15 protein-coding genes and 1 tRNA gene are annotated in these 21,022 nt (G+C 70.1%); 9 read left to right on the top strand and 7 right to left on the bottom strand.

Annotated elements, in window-relative coordinates:
- Positions 1–114 precede the first annotated feature (114 nt).
- The gene (locus tag EES42_RS25690; protein WP_124720887.1) at positions 115–720 is read left to right on the top strand and encodes a GTP-binding protein; all 606 of its coding nucleotides are present in this window, start codon (positions 115–117) and stop codon (positions 718–720) included.
- Positions 721–740: 20 nt separating this feature from the next.
- Positions 741–1,304, top strand: a complete 564-nt coding sequence (locus tag EES42_RS25685; RefSeq protein ID WP_124720888.1) for a GAF domain-containing protein — start codon at positions 741–743, stop codon at positions 1,302–1,304.
- Here the strand turns inward: EES42_RS25685 and EES42_RS25680 are convergent, their stop codons facing one another.
- The 5 genes from EES42_RS25680 to EES42_RS25660 all read right to left on the bottom strand — a co-directional run bounded on the left by EES42_RS25680 (position 1,305) and on the right by EES42_RS25660 (position 9,495).
- Positions 1,305–3,215, bottom strand: a complete 1,911-nt coding sequence (locus EES42_RS25680) for a DUF2264 domain-containing protein (protein ID WP_124720607.1) — start codon at positions 3,213–3,215, stop codon at positions 1,305–1,307.
- A 37-nt stretch (positions 3,216–3,252) separates the two neighbouring features.
- Complete coding sequence (locus EES42_RS25675; RefSeq protein WP_241196583.1) at positions 3,253–5,697, bottom strand: polysaccharide lyase 8 family protein; 2,445 nt, start codon at positions 5,695–5,697, stop codon at positions 3,253–3,255.
- A 23-nt stretch (positions 5,698–5,720) separates the two neighbouring features.
- Positions 5,721–7,109 (bottom strand): M60 family metallopeptidase, encoded by a 1,389-nt coding sequence (locus EES42_RS25670; RefSeq protein ID WP_124720606.1) that lies wholly within the window; start codon positions 7,107–7,109, stop codon positions 5,721–5,723.
- Between the two features lie 156 nt (positions 7,110–7,265).
- Positions 7,266–8,360, bottom strand: a complete 1,095-nt coding sequence (locus EES42_RS25665; protein WP_124720605.1) for a LacI family DNA-binding transcriptional regulator — start codon at positions 8,358–8,360, stop codon at positions 7,266–7,268.
- A 148-nt stretch (positions 8,361–8,508) separates the two neighbouring features.
- Positions 8,509–9,495: a hydroxyacid dehydrogenase gene (locus tag EES42_RS25660; protein WP_206433570.1), complete on the bottom strand. Its 987-nt coding sequence runs from the start codon at positions 9,493–9,495 to the stop codon at positions 8,509–8,511.
- A 339-nt stretch (positions 9,496–9,834) separates the two neighbouring features.
- On the opposite strand from EES42_RS25660, the gene EES42_RS25655 reads away from it, so the two are divergent.
- From EES42_RS25655 to EES42_RS25635, 5 genes are all read left to right on the top strand, one after another.
- On the top strand, positions 9,835–10,848 hold the full coding sequence (locus EES42_RS25655; RefSeq protein WP_124720603.1) for an ABC transporter permease: 1,014 nt from the start codon (positions 9,835–9,837) through the stop codon (positions 10,846–10,848).
- A gap of 82 nt (positions 10,849–10,930) precedes the next feature.
- On the top strand, positions 10,931–11,791 hold the full coding sequence (locus EES42_RS25650; RefSeq protein WP_124720602.1) for a carbohydrate ABC transporter permease: 861 nt from the start codon (positions 10,931–10,933) through the stop codon (positions 11,789–11,791).
- 59 nt (positions 11,792–11,850) lie between these two features.
- The gene (locus tag EES42_RS25645; protein ID WP_124720601.1) at positions 11,851–13,524 is read left to right on the top strand and encodes an extracellular solute-binding protein; all 1,674 of its coding nucleotides are present in this window, start codon (positions 11,851–11,853) and stop codon (positions 13,522–13,524) included.
- Positions 13,521–14,987 carry a M1 family metallopeptidase gene (locus EES42_RS25640; RefSeq protein ID WP_124720600.1) on the top strand — a complete coding sequence of 489 codons (1,467 nt, stop codon included), beginning with the start codon at positions 13,521–13,523 and terminating at the stop codon, positions 14,985–14,987. The genes EES42_RS25645 and EES42_RS25640 overlap by 4 nt, the downstream gene beginning before the upstream one ends.
- Positions 14,984–17,200: a right-handed parallel beta-helix repeat-containing protein gene (locus EES42_RS25635; RefSeq protein ID WP_124720599.1), complete on the top strand. Its 2,217-nt coding sequence runs from the start codon at positions 14,984–14,986 to the stop codon at positions 17,198–17,200. The genes EES42_RS25640 and EES42_RS25635 overlap by 4 nt, the downstream gene beginning before the upstream one ends.
- A gap of 163 nt (positions 17,201–17,363) precedes the next feature.
- Here EES42_RS25635 and EES42_RS25630 read toward each other — a convergent pair whose 3' ends face one another.
- Together EES42_RS25630 and EES42_RS25625 are read right to left on the bottom strand one after the other, a co-directional pair.
- The gene (locus EES42_RS25630; protein ID WP_124720598.1) at positions 17,364–18,266 is read right to left on the bottom strand and encodes a transketolase family protein; all 903 of its coding nucleotides are present in this window, start codon (positions 18,264–18,266) and stop codon (positions 17,364–17,366) included.
- Between the two features lie 55 nt (positions 18,267–18,321).
- Positions 18,322–19,023 carry a thiamine pyrophosphate-dependent enzyme gene (locus EES42_RS25625; protein WP_124720597.1) on the bottom strand — a complete coding sequence of 234 codons (702 nt, stop codon included), beginning with the start codon at positions 19,021–19,023 and terminating at the stop codon, positions 18,322–18,324.
- Positions 19,024–19,149: 126 nt separating this feature from the next.
- Here EES42_RS25625 and EES42_RS25620 point away from each other — a divergent pair.
- A tRNA-Pro gene (locus tag EES42_RS25620) sits at positions 19,150–19,223 on the top strand.
- A 229-nt stretch (positions 19,224–19,452) separates the two neighbouring features.
- The gene (locus EES42_RS25615) at positions 19,453–20,961 is read left to right on the top strand and encodes a DUF4246 domain-containing protein (RefSeq protein WP_124720596.1); all 1,509 of its coding nucleotides are present in this window, start codon (positions 19,453–19,455) and stop codon (positions 20,959–20,961) included.
- Positions 20,962–21,022 lie beyond the last annotated feature (61 nt).

Genomic DNA, 21,022 nt, shown 5'->3' with positions numbered 1-21,022 from the left:
GGCTACTGGGATGCACAGGGCTACGAAGACACCCTGAACCACAGCGGCACCCGGGGCTACGCGGATGCTCCGGTCCACGAGCCCGAGCCGGGGTACGGCGATCCCGGCGGCGACATCGGCGGTCCCACGGGCTCGGAGGGGTTTCCCGTCGCGCTCAAGGTGCTGGTGGCGGGCGGGTTCGGGGTCGGCAAGACGACGTTCGTCGGTGCGGTCAGTGAGATCGCACCGCTCAGCACGGAAGAGCTGCTGACCCAGGTCAGCGCCGCGACCGACAGTCTCGAAGGGATCGAGTCCAAGACCGCCACCACCGTGGCGATGGACTTCGGCCGCATCACCCTCGACGAGCAGCATGTGCTCTATCTGTTCGGCACCCCGGGCCAGGAACGCTTCTGGTTCATGTGGGACGAACTCTCCCAGGGAGCGCTGGGAGCCGTCGTGATCGCGGACACCCGCAGGCTCGCCGAGTGCTTCGCCGCCGTCGACTTCTTCGAGCGGCGCGGTATCGGATTCATCGTCGCGGTCAACGAGTTCGACGGCGCCTACCGCTACGCACCGGAGGAGATCCGGGCCGCACTCGACCTCGGCCCGTACGTCCCGGTGGTGCTCTGCGACGCCCGGATCGCCAGCTCCGGAACCGGAGCCCTGGTCACACTGGTCCAGCACCTGATCAACGCCACCTCGGCCCCGGCCCCGTTGACCGGCTTCGGAGCCCGCCCGTGATCCGGAACAACAACGGCCGCATGCTGCTCACGCCCGTCGACGGCGATGCCCTGGTCCGCACCCAGCGGCTGAGGACGCTCGGGCTCGGCGAGCGCTCCGACGCCTCGTTCGACAATTTCGACGCCTTCGCCGACCGGGTGGCCGAGGTGACCGAGGTGCCCTTCTCGATGGTCAACTTCATCGACGGCAACCGGCAGTTCTTCGCCGGTCTGCACACCCCGGCCGGCACGCACAAGGGATCCGATCTCGGCGCCGCCGCCGCGGGCAGCAGCCGCAGCGGCCGGTATGTGGCGCTCGACCGCGGCTACTGCCCGCATGTCGTCGTACGGCGCAAGGCGCTCGTCCTGGAGGACGTCTGCGACTACCCGCGCTTCGCCGGAAACCCGGTGGTCGACGAGATAGGCATCCGTTCCTATCTCGGCGCGCCCCTCATCGACCGCACGGGCATCGCCCTGGGCGCCGTCTGCGCGGTCGACACCGTGCCCCGCCCGTGGGGCAGGGCGGGGCTCGACGCGATCAAGTCCCTGGCGATGGAACTGGTCGGGCACATCGATCAGCGGGAGGGCAACGGCATCGGAATCTGATCAGACCTCGACCGTCGTACCGTCCAGGAAGGTCAGCACCACCGAGTCCGCACCCGCACCCACCCGCACCGCATCGCGCAGCGCCTCCGGATGCACGGCGTCCCGGGAGAGGGCGACCAGCGAGACATGGATGCTCCGCCCGCCCGGGTGCGGCCCGCTGCGAAGGTACGGAATCGCCGAATGCGGTCCGTACGCGTTGGACTGGACATCACGTGCCACAGCGGCCCCTTCCGTCCCGCCGTCCCAGCCGTGCAGCGCGATCAGGGCGCTGCTCAGACCGTCGGCCGTGCGGGCGAGTGCCCAGTCGGGGCCCGACAGGGCGAACGGGCTCCGCGCATGGGCGACCGGGTGACCGCCCTCCCGCACCACCGCCCCCTCGGGCGCCTCGACCCGGTGCACCCGGATCTCCCACGGGCCGTGCAGCACACTCGTCGTCTCGATCCGGTACGGACGGTCGTCGCCGGGCAGCCGGGCCGCGTACCAGGAGGCCGCGACGCGGCCCTCGCAGCGCAACGGATGGATCCGGCTGCGCGGTGACGGGGTGCCGTCCGGTGCCAGGAGCGCCAGATGACCGTCGATGGAGCGGGCCACGGCGTGCGGGGCGGCCTCGGGGGCCGTCGCAGTCGAGTACCCGAACCGGGCGTAGTGCGGATCGTGCGTGCCCTCGGCCGGGTCGGCCGCCTCGTCGAACGGCGGATTGTGGTCGCTGCCGTGGTTGACCAGCCGGACGATGCCGTCGTCACGGGTGCCGTGCAGCAGCCAGCCGGTGGCGGGCAGCGCGGTGTACTGGTCGGACTCCTCGATCGGCAGCGGGAGTTCGCGCGCCGTCCATACCTCGTGGTCGGCCGGCAGCAGCAGCCCGAGGAAGCCCTTGCTCGCCCAGTACGGAGAGGCGGGACCGGAGTACGGCTGGGTGCTCGGCAGGAACGTGTCGTACCAGCCGAGCGTCAGCAGCCCCCGCTCGTCAGGCACACCGCGCTCAGCGAAGTGCCGCATCGTGCCGGAGGCGAGCCGGCGGGTGAGCCCCGGCGCGAGCGGGGTGCAGTCGGCCAGCGCCCCCATCCACACCGGTGCCAGGGCGGCGAACCGGTAGGTCAGCGAACGGCCCTGGTGGACCGGGGCGCCGTCGGAGCCGAAGAAGTGCGGATAGTCCTCCAGGAACCTGCGCAGCCGCTTCCGGTAGACCTCCGTCCGGCCGCCGTCGTCGGCGCCCGCCATCCGCGACCAGAGCAACGGGTACAGATGCATCGCCCAGCCGATGTAGTAGTCGAAGTTCCGGCCGTCCCCGTCGGTGTACCAGCCGTCACCGACGTACCAGTCCTCGATCCTGTCCAGGTTCGACTCGATGTCCGAGCGGCTGTACGGTGCGCCGACCGAGGCGAGGAACTGCTCGGACACCACCTGGAAGAGCCGCCAGTTGTTGTCCCAGGTGCGCCCGCCGACGAATCCGGAGAACCAGTCGACGACCCGCTCCTGCACCCGGGCGTCCAGCCGGTCCCAGATCCACGGCCTGGTCTCGTGCAGTGCCACCGCGACCGACGCCGCCTCCACCATCTGCTGCGAACAGTCCGTCAGCCTCGGCCACGCCTCCCCGCTCCCGGGGTCGGTGCCGGCGGCCAGACCCGCCGTGTACCGCTCGATCAGCGCGGGGTCGGCCGCCCCGCCCGCCCCCGCGATCCGGCAGGCGGCGAGCAGGAACGACCGGGCGAAGCCTTCGAGACCGTCCGAGACGACACCCGACCAGCTGCCGCGGCCGGGCAGCCGGTACTGGGCGAAGCCGGGGGTCGCGTACGGCACCAGCGCATCCAGCATCCGGTCGGCGGTCGCCTCCCAGTGGGCCCGGGTCCAGCCGGTACGTGACGACAGGAGCCGGTCGGGCGGCGGCAGGTGCAGATGCGGTGCGACGGACATGGTGGTGCTGCTCCTCGTGGGTGATGCGCGGGGTGGGTTACGGAACGAGTTCGGCTCGGTGGGTGTGGCCGCGTGAGCCGCCGACGGCGACGGTGAGCACGGGTCTGCGGCCGGGAACGAGACTCACCGAGTCATCGGCCGCCGCCACCGCCCGCACCCGGAAGGGCAGTTCGACCGAGAGGGTGGTGAGCGTGCGGCCCGGGTCGGCGACCGCGACCCGGATGTGCGCGCCGTGGCGCTGCACCAGCACCGACGCCGGGCCGGACGCGGTGATCCCGGCGGCCGTTCCGGCGCCCCAGAAGTTCACCGCGGTCAGCCCCGCCCGGTGCACCTCCACCGCCTGTGCGGTGCTGTCGTCGGCGACGATCCGGACCGGCCGGGACGCCGACCAGGCCGCGGTCGCCGCGGCCGATGCGCCGGGCAGCAGCACATAGGCGTAGCGGGCGTCGGTGGGGGAGGCGCCGTGGTCCGTCCAGAGCGTCAGATAGCGGCGGGTGACGGGGTCGGTGCTGCCGCCCGTGTCCGCCCCTGTGTCGATGGCCCGCCAGGTGCCGGTGCGCTGCTCGCGCAGGGCGTGCAGGGCGGTTCCGCCGGGGAACACATAGCCGCCCACTCCCTCGACATGCGCCCACCGGGCCCGGCCGAACGTGCCGCTCCAGCCCTGCTCGACGGGCTGGCGGACGCCGTCGACCAGCAGCCGGTGCCGTCCGTCCGTACCCAGACTGCGGTTCTCGACGATGGTCTCGACCGGACGGCCGTCGCTCGCCGTGATGCCGGCGCCGAGCGCGATCACCGCGTTGTCCAGCAGGAACCACGACTTCCTGGTCCGCAAGGTGGTGCCCTGGCCGCCGATCACCTCCATCGCGGCGGCCCCGTACCGGCCGTCCAGCACGGCACCGCCCGCGACGGTGTTGGCCGGGCGGTAGGTGGAGGTGCCGGCGCCCGTGCCGAGATCGGTCCGCTGCCGGGTGTCGACCGTGGTGCCGGGCAGGCGGTACGGATCGACGGTCGGCCAGAAGCCGTCGTTGAACTGCCCCAGGTCGTCGTCGGCGTACAGATACGTCATGCCGTCGCCGGTGTACCAGCCGTGCAGATTCTCGCCGTTGCCTGCCTCGTACGCCGAGATCCGCTTCGACGAGAGCGACAGCGCGCAGGCCCAGCCGGGGCGGCGGTGCACGACACGGTCCATGTCCGCGAAGACATGGCTGCCCGTGGAGCGCGGTCCGGCCGGTACGGTCCGGTCGTCCAGTACGGCCTTGGCCAGTGCGAGCTGGGGCAGCGTCGCGAGACCCTCGAAGGGGGTGGTGCGGTTGCGGGTCAGCCAGCCCTTGACCAGTGCCCGCCAGCGCGTGGCGTACTCGGCGGGCGCTCCAGACGCCAGCAGCAGGATCGCCGCCAGGGCCGTCGCACCGTCGCGGTGGTCACCGGCGCGTTCCCGGGAGATCGCCCGGCCTCGCACCGAGTCCATCATCAGCCCGTCGAAGATCACCGGTGCGAAGGTCCGCTCCACGGCGTCGTACATCACCGACACCTTCGGGTCGGCCACCGCCCACTCGGACCCCGCCAGCAGGGCCAGCAGATACGCCGTGCCACTGAGCAGCACGATGCCGTACGAACCGGTGTAGGCCACCACATCGTGCTGGACGAACGAGCCGTCCTCGTAGAAACCGTCCCCCGAACTCGTGTACCGGAAAAGGCTGTTGCGGCCCGAGTCGCGTACGTCGGAGAGCGCGTCGCGGGCCGACACGAGCTTGGCCGGGTCCTGTCCCAGCAGCCCGCGCAACGCCACGATGACGGCCTTGTCGGTGCGGTTCGCCCCGGTCTCGGGGAGAGTGGGGGAGTTGGTGCGGCGGTCCGCGTCCGGGCAGAAGCGGTCGACGACCGCGAGATAGTCCGCCAGGTCGGCCGCGGGAAGCCGGCCGCGCAGGACGACGGAGCAGTCCATCAGCGCACGGGGGGCACCGATCTCCCAGAACCACCAGTTGCCGGTCTCGCGCCTGGCCGGGTTGTATGCGGTGTCGTGGGTGAAGCGCAGCGCGGCGACGAGGGCGTCCGCCACCTGGGCGTTCCCGGCGAGAGCGGTGCCCTCGGTGGCCCAGGCGGTCGCGACGGTACGCAGCCGGGTGTAGCTCTGGCCGAAGTTGCCCGGGTCGGTGAGCGGTGCGAGGTCCGGCCAGAGCGCGGTGCGGCCGGCGCTGCGGTCGAGGGTGTCCCACAGGTCCCCGGCCGTGGTGTCCAGGGCCGCGACGGCGTCGGTGAAGTCGGGGTCGGCCGGGTCGAATCCACCGCCGGTGAGCAGTGATTCGGCGCGCTGGAGCAGTGTGTCGAAGCCGGCGGCGGGAGCGGCTGTGGTGCCGTCTTCGGCGGAGGCGTCCGCGACGGGTGAGGCGTGCGCTGTGCCTGCCGTCGTCATCAGTGTCGTCGCGGCCGTTACGGCGGTGGCGCCGGTCGCCGCGAGCAGGGTGCGTCTGCTGAGGTTCACGGTGAACTCCCTTGTCGCTGCGGTCAGTCGTCCAGTGCGGACGGGTCGACGGGCGGCTTCGGAAGGTTCAGCGCGGCCAGCTCGGCCCGGCCCGTGGCGTCGATCGGGAACGCCCAGGTGTTCACGAAGAAGTCCGTGAGGTCGTAGCCCGCGACCCGGCTGGAGTAGGTCGCGAGTGCCCGGTAGCGCTTGTCGTTCTCGGTGTAGTCGGACTGCGGATTCTCCTCGCGGACCAGCTTGTGCATCCGGGGCCAGAAGTCGTCGCCGAAGGCCAGCTCCAGCTGACGCAACGGGACGAGCTTCTCGTACGCGCCGAAGGACTTCTCGTACGTGAGACCGGCCGTGCCGAACTTCTGCCGCGCCGACTGGAAGTAGGTGAGCCCCGTCTTCGGGTCGACGGTGAGGAGGTTGGACGGCTGCTTCAGGGTGCGCTGCGCGGCCAGCGAGTAGATGTTGACCGTGACCTCGGTCAGGCCACCGGGCTTGTACGCCATCTGCTGGTGGAGATGGCCGAGTTCGTGGTAGAGCCCCCAGCCCCGGGTGCGCAGCCCCTCCACGGTGGTGGCCCGGTCGAGGTAGGCCCGCGGGAAGCCGTTGTAGCCGTGTGTGGCGTAGGCGCCGACCCCGGTGGGCACCTTGCTGACCTCGGTGAAGTGGTACGGCCCGGCCTTGCGCCGGTGCACCGGCTTCGAGCCGTCCAGCCCGCTGATCCGGGCGTGCGAGTCGATGATCGTCTCGACCAGGCCGAGCAGCGCGGCGTGGTCCTCGTCGCGGTACAGCAGCGCGCCCTCGCGAGTGAGCGTCATGATCGTGTGCGGCGCGTGCAGTTCGACGTACGGCGATGCGGTGAGTGTGTCCAGCTGCCGCTGGTAGTCGGCCTCCGAGGTACGGCCCAGGGTGAAGACCGGCATGGGGACGGCACCGGAGCGGACCAGCACACCGGCCCGCTCGCCGCGGCCGGTCAGGGTGAGGTAGACCGGGCCGCCGTGCGGGTCCGTGACCGTGTTCGCCCCGGCGGTCAGCGGATGGCTGCGGGGTTCGGTGATCTCGCCGTAGTAGTCCCAGGCGCCGATCCAGAGCGTGGGCAGCAGACCGTCGTGCGGCTGGACGGTGAGCGAGAGGGGCGTGCCGGCCGGTACGTACAGGCCGGTGGGCTGGAACTCCGAGCCGCGCAGGGCCTGTCCGAGCCGCAGCCGCTCGGCCTCGGCGGCGGGCCGGGCGGTCACGGTCAGCTTGACCGGGCGTCCCTGGGAGGCTACGGAGGTGGCGGCCCGGGCAGTTCCGGAGGCGGCGCCGAGCGCGATCGCCGCCCCGGCCCCGGCGGCCGCGGCGAGAACTGAGCGCCGGCCGACGGGGGAGGAGGCGGCGGAAGGGGCGGTGGAGGAGCCGGCGGAGTCTGTGGGCATGCGCATGCGGAACTCTCCCTGCGAGAACGAGTGAGGGGCGGAAGCGTGCGGAACGGTGCTGCTCGGCGCCAGCATGTAAGCGGTTGCTATTCGGAGGCAAGAGGGGGTACGAAGTTACTGCGATTTACTATGGTCGACTGTGGACAGGTGGGAAGTAACCGGTCACTTCCGAGTGGAGCGGCCGGCCCTCGGCGCAACGGAATCGCGTACCACGATGTGGGTTCCGAGCCGCAGCGCCCCCGTGGTGGGTTCGCGCCAGTCGTCCTCGTCCCCGCCGCTCACGGCCAGCCGTACGGCCTGGCGTCCCATCTCCTCCAGCGGGACGTGGACGGTGGTCAGCCGCGGCCGCAGCTCCTGGGCCACCGGGATGTCGTCGTATCCCACCAGGGACACGTCCTTCGGCACCCGGATCCCGGCCTCCTCCAGGGCCTGGGCCGCGCCCGCCGCCACCATGTCGTTGGCCGCGAAGACGGCGGTGAAGTCCGGCCTGTCCCGCAGGACTTCGGCCATCTTCCGGTAGCCGAAGTTGCGGCTGAAGGCGCCGGGACGGACCAGGTCGGGGTCCGGGTCGATGCCGCGCAGCCGCAGCGCCCGCTGGTGCCCGGCCAGCCGGTCGCGGGTGGTGGAGAGTTTGGGCGGGCCGCCGAGGTAGAGGATCCGTTCGTGGCCCTGCATCAGCAGATGGTCGGTGATGGCGAAGGCGCCGCCCTCGTTGTCGTACTCGACCGCGACGGTCGGGGCCTCCTCGTCCAGAGGCGGCCTGCCGCACAGCACCAGCTTCGATCCGCCCGCGTCCAGCTCGCGCGCCCTGCGGGCCAGCTCGGTGGTGTAGCCGCGGTCCGCGATGGAGCCGCCGACCACGACCACCGCGTCCGCCCGGCGCTCGTGCATCAGATCGATGAAGGCCAGCTCCCGCTGCGGGTCGCCCTGGGTGCAGCAGACCAGGCAGAGCCGTCCGCCGAGCGCCGCCTCCCGCTCCACACCGCGCGCGATGTAGGCGTAGAACGGGTCGATGACCTCGTTGACGATGATCCCGACGGTGCGGTTGGAGACGCCGGCCAGGGCACGGGCGTGGGCGTTGACGACATAGCCCAGCTCGCGCATCGCGGACTCGACCCGCTCCCGGGTCGCCTCGGCGACCGGGTAGTTGCGGTTCAGTACGCGGGAGACCGTGGCCGTCGAGACGCCTGCGCGCCGTGCGACGTCGGTGACCGTCGCCCGTCGTTGTCCGTCCGCGGCTGTGCTCTGCCGGCGCATCCGGCTCACCCCCTGGTGGCTGTTGTGTGACGCCGAGCCTAGTGCCCCTCCGGGCAGGCGCCGCCCCGTCGCGCCGCCCATCACGTACGCCCGCCGGGTCGGCCGAAAGTGCAGGCAATGGGCCTTGCGCCCGCATGGGCGACGGACCTCACGCGATCCTCCCCAGGTCGTCCCGGTGCACCGGGTGGTCGAACGGTGTGCCGTGCGCGTACCGGACCAGCTCGTCGACCGCGAGCGCCCCCAGCCGTCCCACCTCGTTGCCCTGGGCGCCCGCCAGATGCGGGGTGAGGAAGACGTTGGGCAGGTCCCACAGGGGGTGGCCGTCCGGCAGCGGCTCGGGCGACGTCACGTCGAGGACCGCGTCCAGCCGCCCGCTGACCAGGTGCCCGGTCAGCGCCTCGGTGTCCACCAGCCGGCCGCGCGCGGTGTTGACGAGCAGAGTGCCGGGCCGCATCAGGCCGATCCGCCGGGCGTCGATCATCCCGCGGGTCTCCGCGGTGTCCGGGGCGTGCACGGTCACCACGTCGCTGGTCGCCACCAGGGTGTCGAGATCGGTCGGGGTGACACCGAGCAGCTCCGCCTCGGCGGCACTGACGTACGGGTCGTGGAGCAGCACCTCCGCGTCCAGAACCCGGAGCAGTTCGATGACCCGGCGGCCGATCCGGGAGGCCCCGACCACACCGATGGTCAGCCCGTGCGTGCCGAGCCAGTGCTGCCGGTCGAGGTCGGCGCCGGTGCGGTGGGTACGCCGGGTGCGGAAGAGCCCGGCCAGCGGGAACACCCGCTTGGCACCCATGATGATCGCCGCCAGGGTGAACTCGGCGACCGGCACCGCGTTGGCGGCGGCGGCCGACGAGACGACGATCCCGCGATCGAACGCAACCGGGGACAGAAACGTTTTCACCGTGCCGGCCGCATGGATCACGGCACGCAGCGCGGGCGCCCGGTCCAGCAGTTCGGCATCGACGGGCGGGCAGCCCCAGCCGGTGAGCAGTACCTCCGCCGAGCTCAGTGCCGCCGCGGCCTCCGGGGAGTCGAACTCGCTGATCACGGACGGGTTCCGCAGGTCGGCGGTCTCCTCCAGGCGGGCCCGGACCGGCGGCGGAAAAACATCGTCGAGCAGCCCGGGGCTCATGACCAGAAGCGTGCGCGGCCGTCGCGGGGACGGTGTCGCGGCATCGCTACCGGAATGTGCCGGTGCCTCTTCGGTGGTTCGCACCCTGCCTCCGGACAGTAATCGCGTTCTATGGGATGACCGGCACGCTAGGGAGCGTCATGGCCGACCGTCAAGCTCTCATCCGCTTCAACTGTCCAATTCCGTACCATATTTATGGTTTCGAGGTGCTGGATTCGGCCGCCGGGACATCGCGACTCAACGACTTTTGCCCGGATCTCTTGACGCTTGGGTTAACCGCTTACTAACTTGCGGCCCCAGAAGGCCCACCACGCGCCACCCAGCCGAACAGGACGCACCATGGCTGAAACAGCACCCCCGTTGCCGCGGGAGAAGCGGCGGCAGAAGGCTGAAACACCCTCCCCGCCCGCTGCCGGGGCCGTCGACGCACAGCACCGGCTGAGCCTCTGGCAGCGGATCAAGCGGGACCGGGTGATGCTGCTGCTCACCCTGCCCGGACTGCTGTACTTCGTCGTATTCCACTACGTACCGCTGCTCGGCTACGTGGTGGCGTTCCAGGACTACCAGCCGTACCTCGGCTACATGCACAGCGTCTGGGTGGGGTTCGCCAACTTCTCCGCGGCGTTCGGTGAGCCGGCCTTCTGGTCCGCGACGTTCAACACCCTGGAGATCGCCCTCGTCCAGCTGGTGTTCTTCTTCCCGATCCCGATCGCCCTGGCCCTGCTGCTCAACAGCATCGCCAGCGACCGGATCAGACGGTTCGTGCAGAGCGTCGTCTATCTGCCGCACTTCATCGGCTGGGTCATCATCGTCTCGATCTTCCAGCAGATCCTGGGTGGTGCCGGGCTCCTGCCCGACGTCCTCGGGGGAATGGGACTGCCGCGCTACGACATGATGAGCGACCCCGACGCCTTCCCCTGGCTGCTGACCCTCCAGGTGGCCTGGAAGGACGCCGGCTGGGGCACGATCATCATCCTCGCCGCGCTGCTGAACATCGACAAGCAGCAGTACGAGGCCGCCGCCATCGACGGCGCCGGACCACGACGCCGCCTGTGGCACGTGACCCTGCCGGGCATCGCCCCCGTACTCATCCTGCTGCTGATCCTCAACCTCGGACAGATCCTCTCCGTCGGCTTCGAGCAGATCCTGCTCCAGCGCGACGCGGTCGGTCCGGACGCCGGTGAGGTCCTCGACACCTACGTCTACTACCACGGCATCAAGGACAACGACTGGGGCGTCGCCGCCGCCGTCGGACTCGTCAAGGCGGTCATCGGCACCGCACTCGTCCTGGGCGCGAACAAGTTCGCCCACCGACTCGGCCACGAAGGGGTGTACCGCGGTGCTGACCGCTGAGAAGACGCGCGCCACTACGGAATCCACCGCACCGGCGCCCCCGCCCGCTCCCGCACGGAAGTCGGACGGCCGGCCCCCGTGGATGGAACGGCCGACCCGCATCGGACAGACCGCCAAGGCGATAGCCGTCGTCGTGGTCGTCCTCGCCGTCGCCTACCCACTGGTCGGCGTCATCGGTACGAGCTTCGCCTCGCAGACCGACATCATCAAGAGCTCCGGCCTCGTCCTGTGGCCCGACCACCCCACCCTGGACGCCTACCGCACCATCTTCACCGGCGGAGTCGTCACCCGCGCGCTGATCGTCTCCGTCGGCATCACGGTCCTCGGCACCCTCGCCAGCCTCCTGGTCACCGTGGGCATGGCGTACGGTCTCTCCCGCCGCGACGTCACCGGCTCCCGCTTCATCCTGATGACGGCCCTGTTCACGATGCTCTTCAACGCGGGCATCATCCCGAACTTCCTGCTGGTCAAGGGCCTGGGCCTGTACGACACCTACGCGGCGCTCGTCATGCCCACCCTGGTCAGCGCGTTCAACCTGGTCGTCCTGCGGTCCTTCTTCATGAACCTGCCGGACGAGCTGTACGACGCCGCGAAGGTCGACGGGGCCGGCGACTTCCGCATCCTGGTGCGGATCGTGCTGCCGCTGTCCAAGGCGGTCCTCGCCGTGATCAGCCTCTTCTACGCGGTGACGTACTGGAACGCCTTCTTCAACTCGCTCCTGTACCTCAACGACTCCGACAAGTGGCCGTTGCCGATGGTGCTGCGCACCTACGTGCTCCAGGGCCAGAGCCTGAACGCCGCCTCGGCGGGCGAGGTGCTCGCCCCGCAGCAGGCCGTGCAGATGGCGGTCCTGGTGATCGCCGTCGTACCGATCCTCTGCGTCTACCCGTTCCTCCAGCGCTACTTCACCAAGGGCGTGCTCACAGGCGCCGTCAAGGGCTGAGCACGGCCACCGCCACACCGCCCCCCACTCCTTCCTTCCCCTCTCCCAAGGAGATTCAGGTGTCGAGCTCCACCCCCATCAATCGCAGAGCACTGTTCCGCATGGGTGCGGGCGTCGGTCTGGGACTGGCCGCCGCCCCGCTGCTCGCCGCCTGCGGCGACGGCGGCACGACCGCGAAGGCGGAGGCCAAGAGCGCCTCGCTGCTCCCGGAGACCGCGGTCCGCAACATCGGCCTCAACCCCGACCTGGCGGGCACCGCGGCCGGTGTTCCGCAGGGCTTCTTCAGCTACCCGGCCAAGCCGCTGCGCGCCACGAAAAGCACCCCGCTCAAGGGGGCGAAGCCGATCAGCGCGACGATGGAGACCTTCTCCCCGCCGCCGCCCGCGCGCGGCAAGAACGCCGCCTGGCAGGAGATCGAGAAGCTCCTCGGCGGTCAGGTGAACATCACCGCGGTCCCCGCCGACGACTACGGCACCAAGTTCTCCACCATGGTCGCCAGCGACAGCCTGCCGGACCTCTTCATGTACCCGGAGGTGGGCGGCGTGGACAACAAGGCGGCCTTCCTCCAGGCCAAGTGCGCCGACCTGACCCCGTACCTCGCCGGTGACAAGGTCAAGGACTACCCGAACCTGGCCGCGATCCCGAAGGGCGCCTGGCAGTCCGCCATCTTCGGCGGGAAGCTCTACGGCATCCCGATCGCCCGCACCGGCACCGGCGGCGCCGGCGTGTACCGGCACGACCTGTTCGAGGAGGTCGGCGTCAGCAGCCTCGACCAGATCACCGACCTCGACCGGTTCGTCGAGGTCTGCAAGGAGCTGACCCGGCCCAAGAAGGACCAGTACGCCATCATCGCGGGCGCCACCAGCATGCTCGCCATGTCCGCGGGCGCGCCCAACTTCTGGCGTCTGGACGAGAAGACCGGCAAGTTCACCACCGACCTGGAGACCCCGGAGTACCGCAAGGCGGTGGAGACCGCCCGGCTGCTGTACAAGGCCGGCTGTTACTACCCGGGCACCCTCCAGATGTCCGGGGCGCAGAAGGCCCAGTACACGGACATGTTCAAGAACGGCAAGGGCGCCTACGTCTACGACGGGATGCCCACCTACCTGGCGCCCGGTGTCGGATACATCGCCGCGATGAAGGCGATCGACAAGAAGTACGACCCGCGCCCGTTCGTGCCGGTCGGCAAGGACGCCGTCGCCTGGATGGACAACATCTCGCTCCAGAACACCCACATCAAGAAGGCGTCCGGGGACCGCGTCAAGGAGATCCTGGCCCTCGCCGACTTCGCCGCGTCCCCGTTCGGCAGCCAGGAGTACACCCTCATCAACTACGGGGTCGAGGGCAAGGACTTCACCCGCGACGCCAAGGGCAACCCGGCGCTCACCAAGCAGGGCACCCAGGACGTCACCGTGCCCTGGAAGTTCATGGCCTCCGCCGTCCCGGCCGTCTTCAGCGCCGACTCCGAGCAGGGCGTCCGCCACGTGCACGACACCTTCACCAGGATGATCCCGATGATGGAGCCGGACCCGACGCTCCAGTACTCCTCGCCCACCTGGGACTCCAAGGGCTCCGGCAGCCTCAACACGCTGAAGGGGGACGCGCTGAAGGACATCATCTCCGGCCGCAAGCCCATGTCCGCCTACGACCAGCTCGTCAAGGACTACCTGGCCAAGGGCGGCGAGCAGGCCCGCGGCGAGTTCGAGGAAGCCTTCCAGAAGGGGAAGAAGTGACGACCCGACGGTCGGCCCTGAAGCTCGGCGGCGCGGCGGTGGCCGCGGCCGTCGCCGTACCCGCACTCGGTTCGACCGCCATCGCACAGCCGCACGGCTTCGACCCGAAGCCAGGCTCGGACGGCGTCGGCGACCCGCTCTTCCCGACCCTCGGCAACGGCGGATACCAGGTCGTCCACTACGACCTGACCTTCGACTTCACCCCGGTCACCTACGACTTCACCGCCGTGGTGCGGATCAACGCCAAGGCCACCCAGGACCTCTCCGCGTTCAACCTGGACACCGACGGACACACCATCGACTCCGTCACCGTCGCCGGCCGCCCCGCCACCTGGGTGCTCGCACCCGGCAAGAGCGGCCAGGAGTTCACCGTCACCCCCGCCCGCCCGCTCCACAACGGACAGGCGTTCACCACCGAAATCCGCTACCGGGGCAACGGCAAAGCGCCCAGACTCGGCCTGACCGGCTGGAAGTTCGGCACTGACGGCGGCTTCGCATCCGCCGCCCAGTCCTCCCGCGCCGACACCTTCCTGCCCTGCAACGACACCCCGTCCGACAAGGCGACGTGGACCTTCCACATCAGCGCACCACAGGGCTATGTCGCCGCCGCCAACGGTGAACTCCTCCACAAGACCCCGCGCGCCGACGGCTCCACCGTCTGGCACTTCGCCCTCCGCGAGCGCATGGCGACCGAACTCATCGGCATCGCCGTCGTCAAGGGCACCTACCTGTACGGCACCAGCCATCGCGGACTTCCCCTGCGCCACATCGTCCCGCAGGGCCAGGAGGACAAGTACGGTCCGATCGCCGCCCGTACCGCGGACCATCTGGCCTGGCTGGAGGCGAAGTTCGGCCGCTACCCGTTCTCCGTCTACGGCGTCCACATCTACGACGGCTACACCGACGCCCTGGAGAACCAGACCCTCTCCCTGTTCTCCACCAACTGGTTCAAGCTCAACGCCAACGGACAGCCGGGCTACGAGACCACCATGGTCCACGAACTGGTCCACCAGTGGTTCGGCGACTCCGTCACCCCCAACGACTGGCAACAGGCCTGGCTCAACGAGGGCCCCGCCGTGTACTACGCCGGCCTGTACGGCGAGGAGCGCGGCTGGTCGGTCCTTGAGGACAAGATGAAGGCGACGTACGAGAAGCTCGACGCGGTCCGCGCCGCCGACGGCCCGCCCGGACTGCCCAAGGCGCTCGGCGGCACCAACATCTACGACGGCGGCGCCCTGGTCCTGTACGCCCTCAGCCTCCGGATCGGTCAGCGGAAGTTCGACAAGGTCATGCGCGAGTGGGTGAAGCGCTTCAAGGACTCCACCTACACCAGCGAGGCGTTCATCCGGCACACCGTCGACGTCGCCCGCGACTCCTCCCTCGACCCGTTCCTGCGCGACTGGCTCTTCGGAGCCGTGAACCCGCCCATGCCCGGCCACCCCGACTGGAAGGCCTCCGCGTGAACCGCCGCCCCCTGAACACCGTACGAGGAACCGCCGCTGCCGCCACCGCCGCCTTCCTGGCCGCACTTCTCGTCGCCCCCACCGCCCAGGCCGCACCGGGCGCCCGCACCCTGTACGCGGCCCCGGACGGACACGGAAACTCCTGTACGGTCGCCCGCCCCTGCACCCCCGAGGGCGCCCGCGACCGCGCCCGCACCGAGAGCGGGCGCGACGTCCGGGTCCTGCTGAAGAACGGCACGTACAAGCTCGACGAACCGCTCAGGCTCGGCGCCGCCGACTCCGGGAAGGACGGCCGCACCGTCACCTGGAGCGCGGCCCCCGGCACCCGCCCCGTCCTCTCCGGCGGACGGGACATCACCGGCTGGCGGCAGAACGCCGACGGCACCTGGACCGCCGGGGTCCCGGCCGGCGTCACCCCCCGCCAGCTCTTCGTCGACGGCAGGCGCGCCACCCCCGCCCGCGGTGAGGCCTGCGCGGCGAGCACCTGCGACGCCACGAGGACCGGCATGACCGGCGCGGTCGCGACGGGCATCGCCAAGTGGCAGCGCCCCACCGACGCCGAAGCCGTCATCCGGGTCCGCTGGCGCAACTACCACTGCCGGATCACGGCAGTGAACGGCGATGTCATGACCTTCGCCCAGCCCTGCTGGACCAACTCGGCGAGCGGTACCGATCGCACCGGCCCCGCCTGGGACTCCACCACGGTCGACTCCACCCGCTACAGCGGCGTCGCCTTCTTCGAGAACGCCCCCGAACTCCTCGACCAGCCGGGCGAGTTCGTCTGGAACTCGAAGGACCGCACCGTCACCTACCTGCCGCGCAAGGGCGAGAACATGCGCCGCGCACAGACCGTCACCCCGCACACCGAACAACTGCTCGTCGTCGACGGCGCCCATGACGTCACCGTCAGCGGGATCGGCTTCGCGTACGCGGCGTACCGTCAGCCGGGCACCGACGAGGGCTACGCGGGAATGCAGGCCGGTCTCACCCTGACCGGAGCCACCGGCCCCGTCGACCACGCGGGCCGCTTCTACACCAAGCCCTCCGCGGCGGTGACCGTCCGCGGCGGCCGGCACATCAGCATCGAGAACGGCCGGTTCACCCGGCTCGGCGGAGCGGGCGCGATCCTCGAAGCGGGCACCAAGGACAGCTCCGTGACCCGCTCGTCCTTCACCGACCTGTCCTCGGGCGCCGTCTACGTGGGCGACACCGAGCCGATGCCGTCGGCGGCGCTCGCGGGGGAGCGGAACACCGTCGCGTACAACACCATCACCCGCTCCGGAGTCGAGTACACCGACTCGGTGGGCATCTGGGCCGGGTACGAGGCCGGGCTGACCATCGACCACAACAGCCTGGACCACCTCCCGTACTCCGGGATCTCGGTCGGCTGGGGCTGGAACCAGCCCGAGTCCCAGAAGTCCGTCCTGCGCGACAACAAGGTGACCGGCAACCGGATCACCGACGTCATGGAGGTCGCCCGGGAGCAGCACGACGGCGGGGCCATCTACACCCAGGGCGCCCAGCCGGGCACGGTCCTGTCCGGCAACTACATCAACCGCTCCGCCTTCGGCAACACCGAGCGCGACGGCAACGGCATCTACCTCGACGAGCAGTCCTCGCACATCCGCGTCGAACGCAATGTCATCACCCGGATCGGGTACAAGTGGGTCTCCAACTGGGCGGACTACGGCATCGAGAACACCGCCCGGGGCAACTGGACCGACACCGCCGCGCCCGCACTCGGCGGCAAGGGCTCGGTCATGACGGACAACCTCACCGGCCTGGACCGGCTGCCGGCCGAGGCCCTCGCCGTCGCGAGCCGGGCAGGCGCCCACGGCGGCCCCGTCGAGCAGCTGCGCACCGACCTGGCCCGCACCGGCACCGCCACCCAGTCCTCCACCGAGGGCACGGCGGACGCGGCACTCGCCCTGGACGGCGACACCAACACGGACACCCGCACCCTGTCCGAGGCGGGCGCCTGGTGGCAGGTCGACCTGGGCACCGAGCGGCGGATCCGCCAGATCGAGATCTGGAACAACTCCTCCTCGACGACCGCCGACTTCGACGTGGTCACTGACGACGGAACGATCCACGTCAGCGGGAAGGCGCTGCGCCCGACGGTCCTGGACCTGGACAGCCGTACCCGCACGGTGCGGATCGTGACGTCCGGCACCGGCCGCGTGGCACTGTCCCAGGTGCTCGTCCACCCGTAGCGGCTCCTCCGCGCCGCCGGCCCGCCCGGCGACACGCAGCCGAAGCACAACCACCACACCACAGCACAACGACGCCGCCGGTCACACCACCACCGGCGGCGTCGCCGTGCTCCCCCGCACCACCACGTCGCCGCCCGCCCCGCTCTGGCCCGCTCCGCCCGGATCAGCGGCGGAGGAATCCGCCGATCCGCTCCCGCAGCCCCCGCGCGTCCAGCCCGTGCGCGGCGAGGTGCTCGTCCATCTCCCCGTACTTGCGCAGCTCGGCCCGCCCCACACCCAGCCCCAGCACGCGGTGCGGCAGCTCGGCGAGCGCGTCATTGGCGGCAGCGGTCGAGGTGCCCGCCAGATACGGCTCGACGATCACCACATCGGCGGCCCGGTGATCACCCACCGCCCGCCGCAGCCCGGCCGCGTCGAACGGACGCACCGTCGTCGCGTACAGCACCGTCACGTCGAGCCCCTCGGTCGCGGCGAGCACGTTGTCGAGCATCGGCCCGACCGCGATCACCACCCCGTCCGTCCCCTCCCGCACCGCGGTGAACCCGGCCCCCGCGCCGACCGGCCGCGCCCGCTCGTTGGACTGCAGCGACAGCCGTACGTACACCCGGCCGTCCCCGGCCGCGGCCTGCCGCAGCAGCTCCTCGGCCTCGTCCGGGTGGCCCGGCACATGGACCGTCCAGCCGTCGAGTGTGTCCAGCAGCGCGACATCGCCCGGCGACATATGGGTGAACCCACCGGCGGGCCAGTCGTACGAGCCTCCGGCGCTCACCAGCACCCCGCCCACTCCCTGGTGGCCGAAGTCCAGCTTCACCTGCTCGAACGGCCGCTCCACCAGAAAGCTGGCGAAGGTGTGCACGATCGGCCGCAGCCCGGTGAGCGCCATCCCGGCACCCGCCCCGATCAGCAGCTGCTCCCTGATTCCCACATTGACGACCCGGTCCGGATGGGCCCGTGCGGCGGGGCCGAAGCCGTCCCGGCTGATCTCGGCCAGGACCAGGGCGAGGCGCGGGTCCTCGTCCAGCAGCTGCGACGTGGTGGTGATGAAGCGGTCACGCATCGTGTCCATCTGAAGTGTCCCTCTCGTGCTGTGTGCGGTGGATTCGGCCGTTCGCCCGGTGCGATCAGGGCTTGGGGTCGACGTGCGCGACCACGGCCCGGGGCCGCCCGGGGTGCGGCGCGGTGAAGGCCGCGTACAGCGCCTCGTGGTCCCGCCCGTCGACGGAGGCGACCGACCAGCCCGCCGCCTCGAACCGGGCCGCGATCCCGCCCGGCCGGGCGTACGAGGCCGAAGCGTTGTCGATCACCACGGTGTGCAGCTGCTCCAGCCCGGCCGGGCCCGCGTAGGCGAGCGCCTCGTGATTACTGCCCTCGTCCAGCTCGGCATCGCCGACCAGCACCCACACCCGGGGGTCGGTGAGCCCCTGCGCCCGAAGCCCGAGCACACTCCCCACGGCCAGCGGCAACCCGTGCCCCAGCGACCCGCTGCCGATCTCGGCCCCCGGCACCAGCATCCGGTCCGGATGGTGCCCGAGCGGCGATCCGTACGACCCGAACCCCGGCAGCAGCTCCTCGCCGAAGAACCCGTGCGCGGCCAGCACCGCGTAGTAGGCCATCGGCCCGTGCCCCTTGGACAGCAGGAACCGGTCGCGGTCGGGCGCGTCGACGGTGTCCGGCGTCACCCGCAGTACCCGGTCGTACAGCACCCAGAGGACGTCGAGGGTGGAGGTCGCCGCAGGGCCGTGCTTCTCTGCCCCGGTCATCAGGCTCATCAGGCGGTACATGTCACGATGGTCGCGCGCCGGTGCGGCGGTGGTGTTCGTCATGGGACCAGCGTTGAACATCAAGCGCGGTTGAGGTCAAGCGGTAAAGGCGTTCGTGACCACCCGCCCGAGTGCGGTATTGTTCTCATGCGCGTTCAGCCAGGGGGAAACCCCAGGTCAGGCGGGCATCGGGACGTGGCGCAGCTTGGTAGCGCACTTGACTGGGGGTCAAGGGGTCGCAGGTTCAAATCCTGTCGTCCCGACTGTGCGGAAACGCAGGTCGGAGGTCGTTCTCTCATCCATGAGAGGGCGGCCTTTCGTGCGTCCGGGGTCGTTGTGGTGATCCCGGCTCGGTCGCACGACCGCGCACTCGAACCCTGCGTGGCCGAGGGGTACGTCCCGATCAAGCTGAAGACAGAGCTCACGGCTGCGGTGTCAGTCTGCCGAGCTATCCTTCCCGCCACCGCACACCGACTGTAGGGACCACGAGAATTGACCGGCCTGTCTGCTTTCCCGCTGCCCTTTCATGCTTCCCGTTCCATATCGTTCGCGGCGCCCCGAACGCTGCGGGAACTCCAGATGATGCAGTGCAGCGCACACATTCGGGCGAAGCCGGCGTGGTTCGACAAGATGAACGATGCCGACATCGTCGCCAGGTGGACGCAGGAAGCGGTCGCCCAGGGCCTCACCGAAGCACAGGTTCGATACGTGCTCGCCGAACTCGTGCACTACGCCTCGTTGCGGGACGGACGAACCGGCATCGAGGTATCCGCCGTCGACGGGGTGTGGCAGTCGGACACACTGGTCGACGACCGGCTCGGATCCCGGCTGCGCGAGGCGGTCCGGGTTCTGGAACAGGTCCCCGAGGCAGAACAGGACTGGCACCCCGGATCCGACGGCCAGGTACTGGATCTGGTTCATCCCTCACTGTTCTGCCTGGTGAGAGAGGTGAGCGGCGCGCCCGAGCGGGCTTGGCGGAACCCGACGGACCGCTACTCGAAGTACGAGTTCTCGGAGAGGTTCCAGTGGCTGCCCACGGACGTCGACGTCAGTGACGACGGCGATGTCACCTTCCGTTCGTACGTCAACAACGTCCACCCCGAGGCTCATCACGAACTGGCCTCCGTGCTGCCGGACTTGCTCGCGCGCATGCGCCCGCTGCTGGAGAACGTGCTCACCGATCTGCGCCACCCGAGGCCCCTGCGGATCGACGCCGATCCGTACGGGTGGTACGACTCGGAACCTGAGTATCCGGACAAGGCTTCCTACAGCGATGACGAGGCCTACGCGGAAGCCCTCCGTGCATGGGAAGCGGCCCAGGACGACTGGTGGGAAAACCGCCGCCCGGTCATCCCGGACGCCCCGGCCTTCACCCCGCCCGCGTTGCCCGATGAATCCGCCCGGGTCGACCTGCGCGGCCGCAGTCTCCAGGTCATCGCCAAGCTCGCCACTATTCACCTCACCCCGGACAAGCCCGAATACCCCGGCGGTTCCTGGCATGTCGAGGGGATGCTGAACGAGCGGATCGTCTCGACCGGCATCTACTACTGGGACAGCGAGAACATCACCGAGAGCCGGCTGAGTTTCCGGGCGGCACTCGACGACCCGAGCTACGAACAGAACGACGACAACGGTCTGCGTGAGGTCTACGGCCTGGAGGACGAAGACGCACTCAACCAGATGCTGGGATCGGCGTCCACGCCGGCGGGTCGCTGCCTGGCGTTCCCGAACATCCTGCAACACCGCGTCGGTTCATTCCGCCTCGTGGACCCCACTCGCCCCGGACACCGCAGAATCCTTGCGTTCTTCCTGGTCGACCCGTCGGAAAAGATCGTCTCGACATCCGATGTGCCGCCGCAGCAACCGTGGTCCGCGACCTCGACCATGACGCTCGAACAGGCTGAGAACTACCGCGAACAACTCATGCAGGAACGCAAGTTCTTCGTCGACGAACACAACGATCAGCTCTACGAACGAGAATTCTCCCTCTGCGAGCACTGAGCCTCGTCCGCCCTGAGCGTGTGAAGTTCAGGACCCCCGAGTCCGGCAAGGGGCCGTCGAA

The organism is Streptomyces sp. ADI95-17 (genome assembly GCF_003846175.1).
In the GTDB taxonomy this organism is placed as follows: Bacteria; Actinomycetota; Actinomycetes; order Streptomycetales; family Streptomycetaceae; genus Streptomyces; species Streptomyces sanglieri.
Note: the sequence above shows the minus strand (reverse complement) of the source record. Positions and strands in the feature narration are given on the sequence as shown.

Coding starts and splice junctions, on each gene's coding strand:
- EES42_RS25685 (WP_124720888.1), top strand. CDS start 741: ATGCTGCTCACGCCCGTCGACGGCGATGCCCTGGTCCGCACCCAGCGG.
- EES42_RS25670 (WP_124720606.1), bottom strand. CDS start 7,109: ATGCGCATGCCCACAGACTCCGCCGGCTCCTCCACCGCCCCTTCCGCC.
- EES42_RS25655 (WP_124720603.1), top strand. CDS start 9,835: ATGGCTGAAACAGCACCCCCGTTGCCGCGGGAGAAGCGGCGGCAGAAG.
- EES42_RS25625 (WP_124720597.1), bottom strand. CDS start 19,023: ATGACGAACACCACCGCCGCACCGGCGCGCGACCATCGTGACATGTAC.
- EES42_RS25630 (WP_124720598.1), bottom strand. CDS start 18,266: ATGGACACGATGCGTGACCGCTTCATCACCACCACGTCGCAGCTGCTG.
- EES42_RS25665 (WP_124720605.1), bottom strand. CDS start 8,360: ATGCGCCGGCAGAGCACAGCCGCGGACGGACAACGACGGGCGACGGTC.
- EES42_RS25660 (WP_206433570.1), bottom strand. CDS start 9,495: ATGAGCCCCGGGCTGCTCGACGATGTTTTTCCGCCGCCGGTCCGGGCC.
- EES42_RS25680 (WP_124720607.1), bottom strand. CDS start 3,215: ATGTCCGTCGCACCGCATCTGCACCTGCCGCCGCCCGACCGGCTCCTG.
- EES42_RS25650 (WP_124720602.1), top strand. CDS start 10,931: ATGGAACGGCCGACCCGCATCGGACAGACCGCCAAGGCGATAGCCGTC.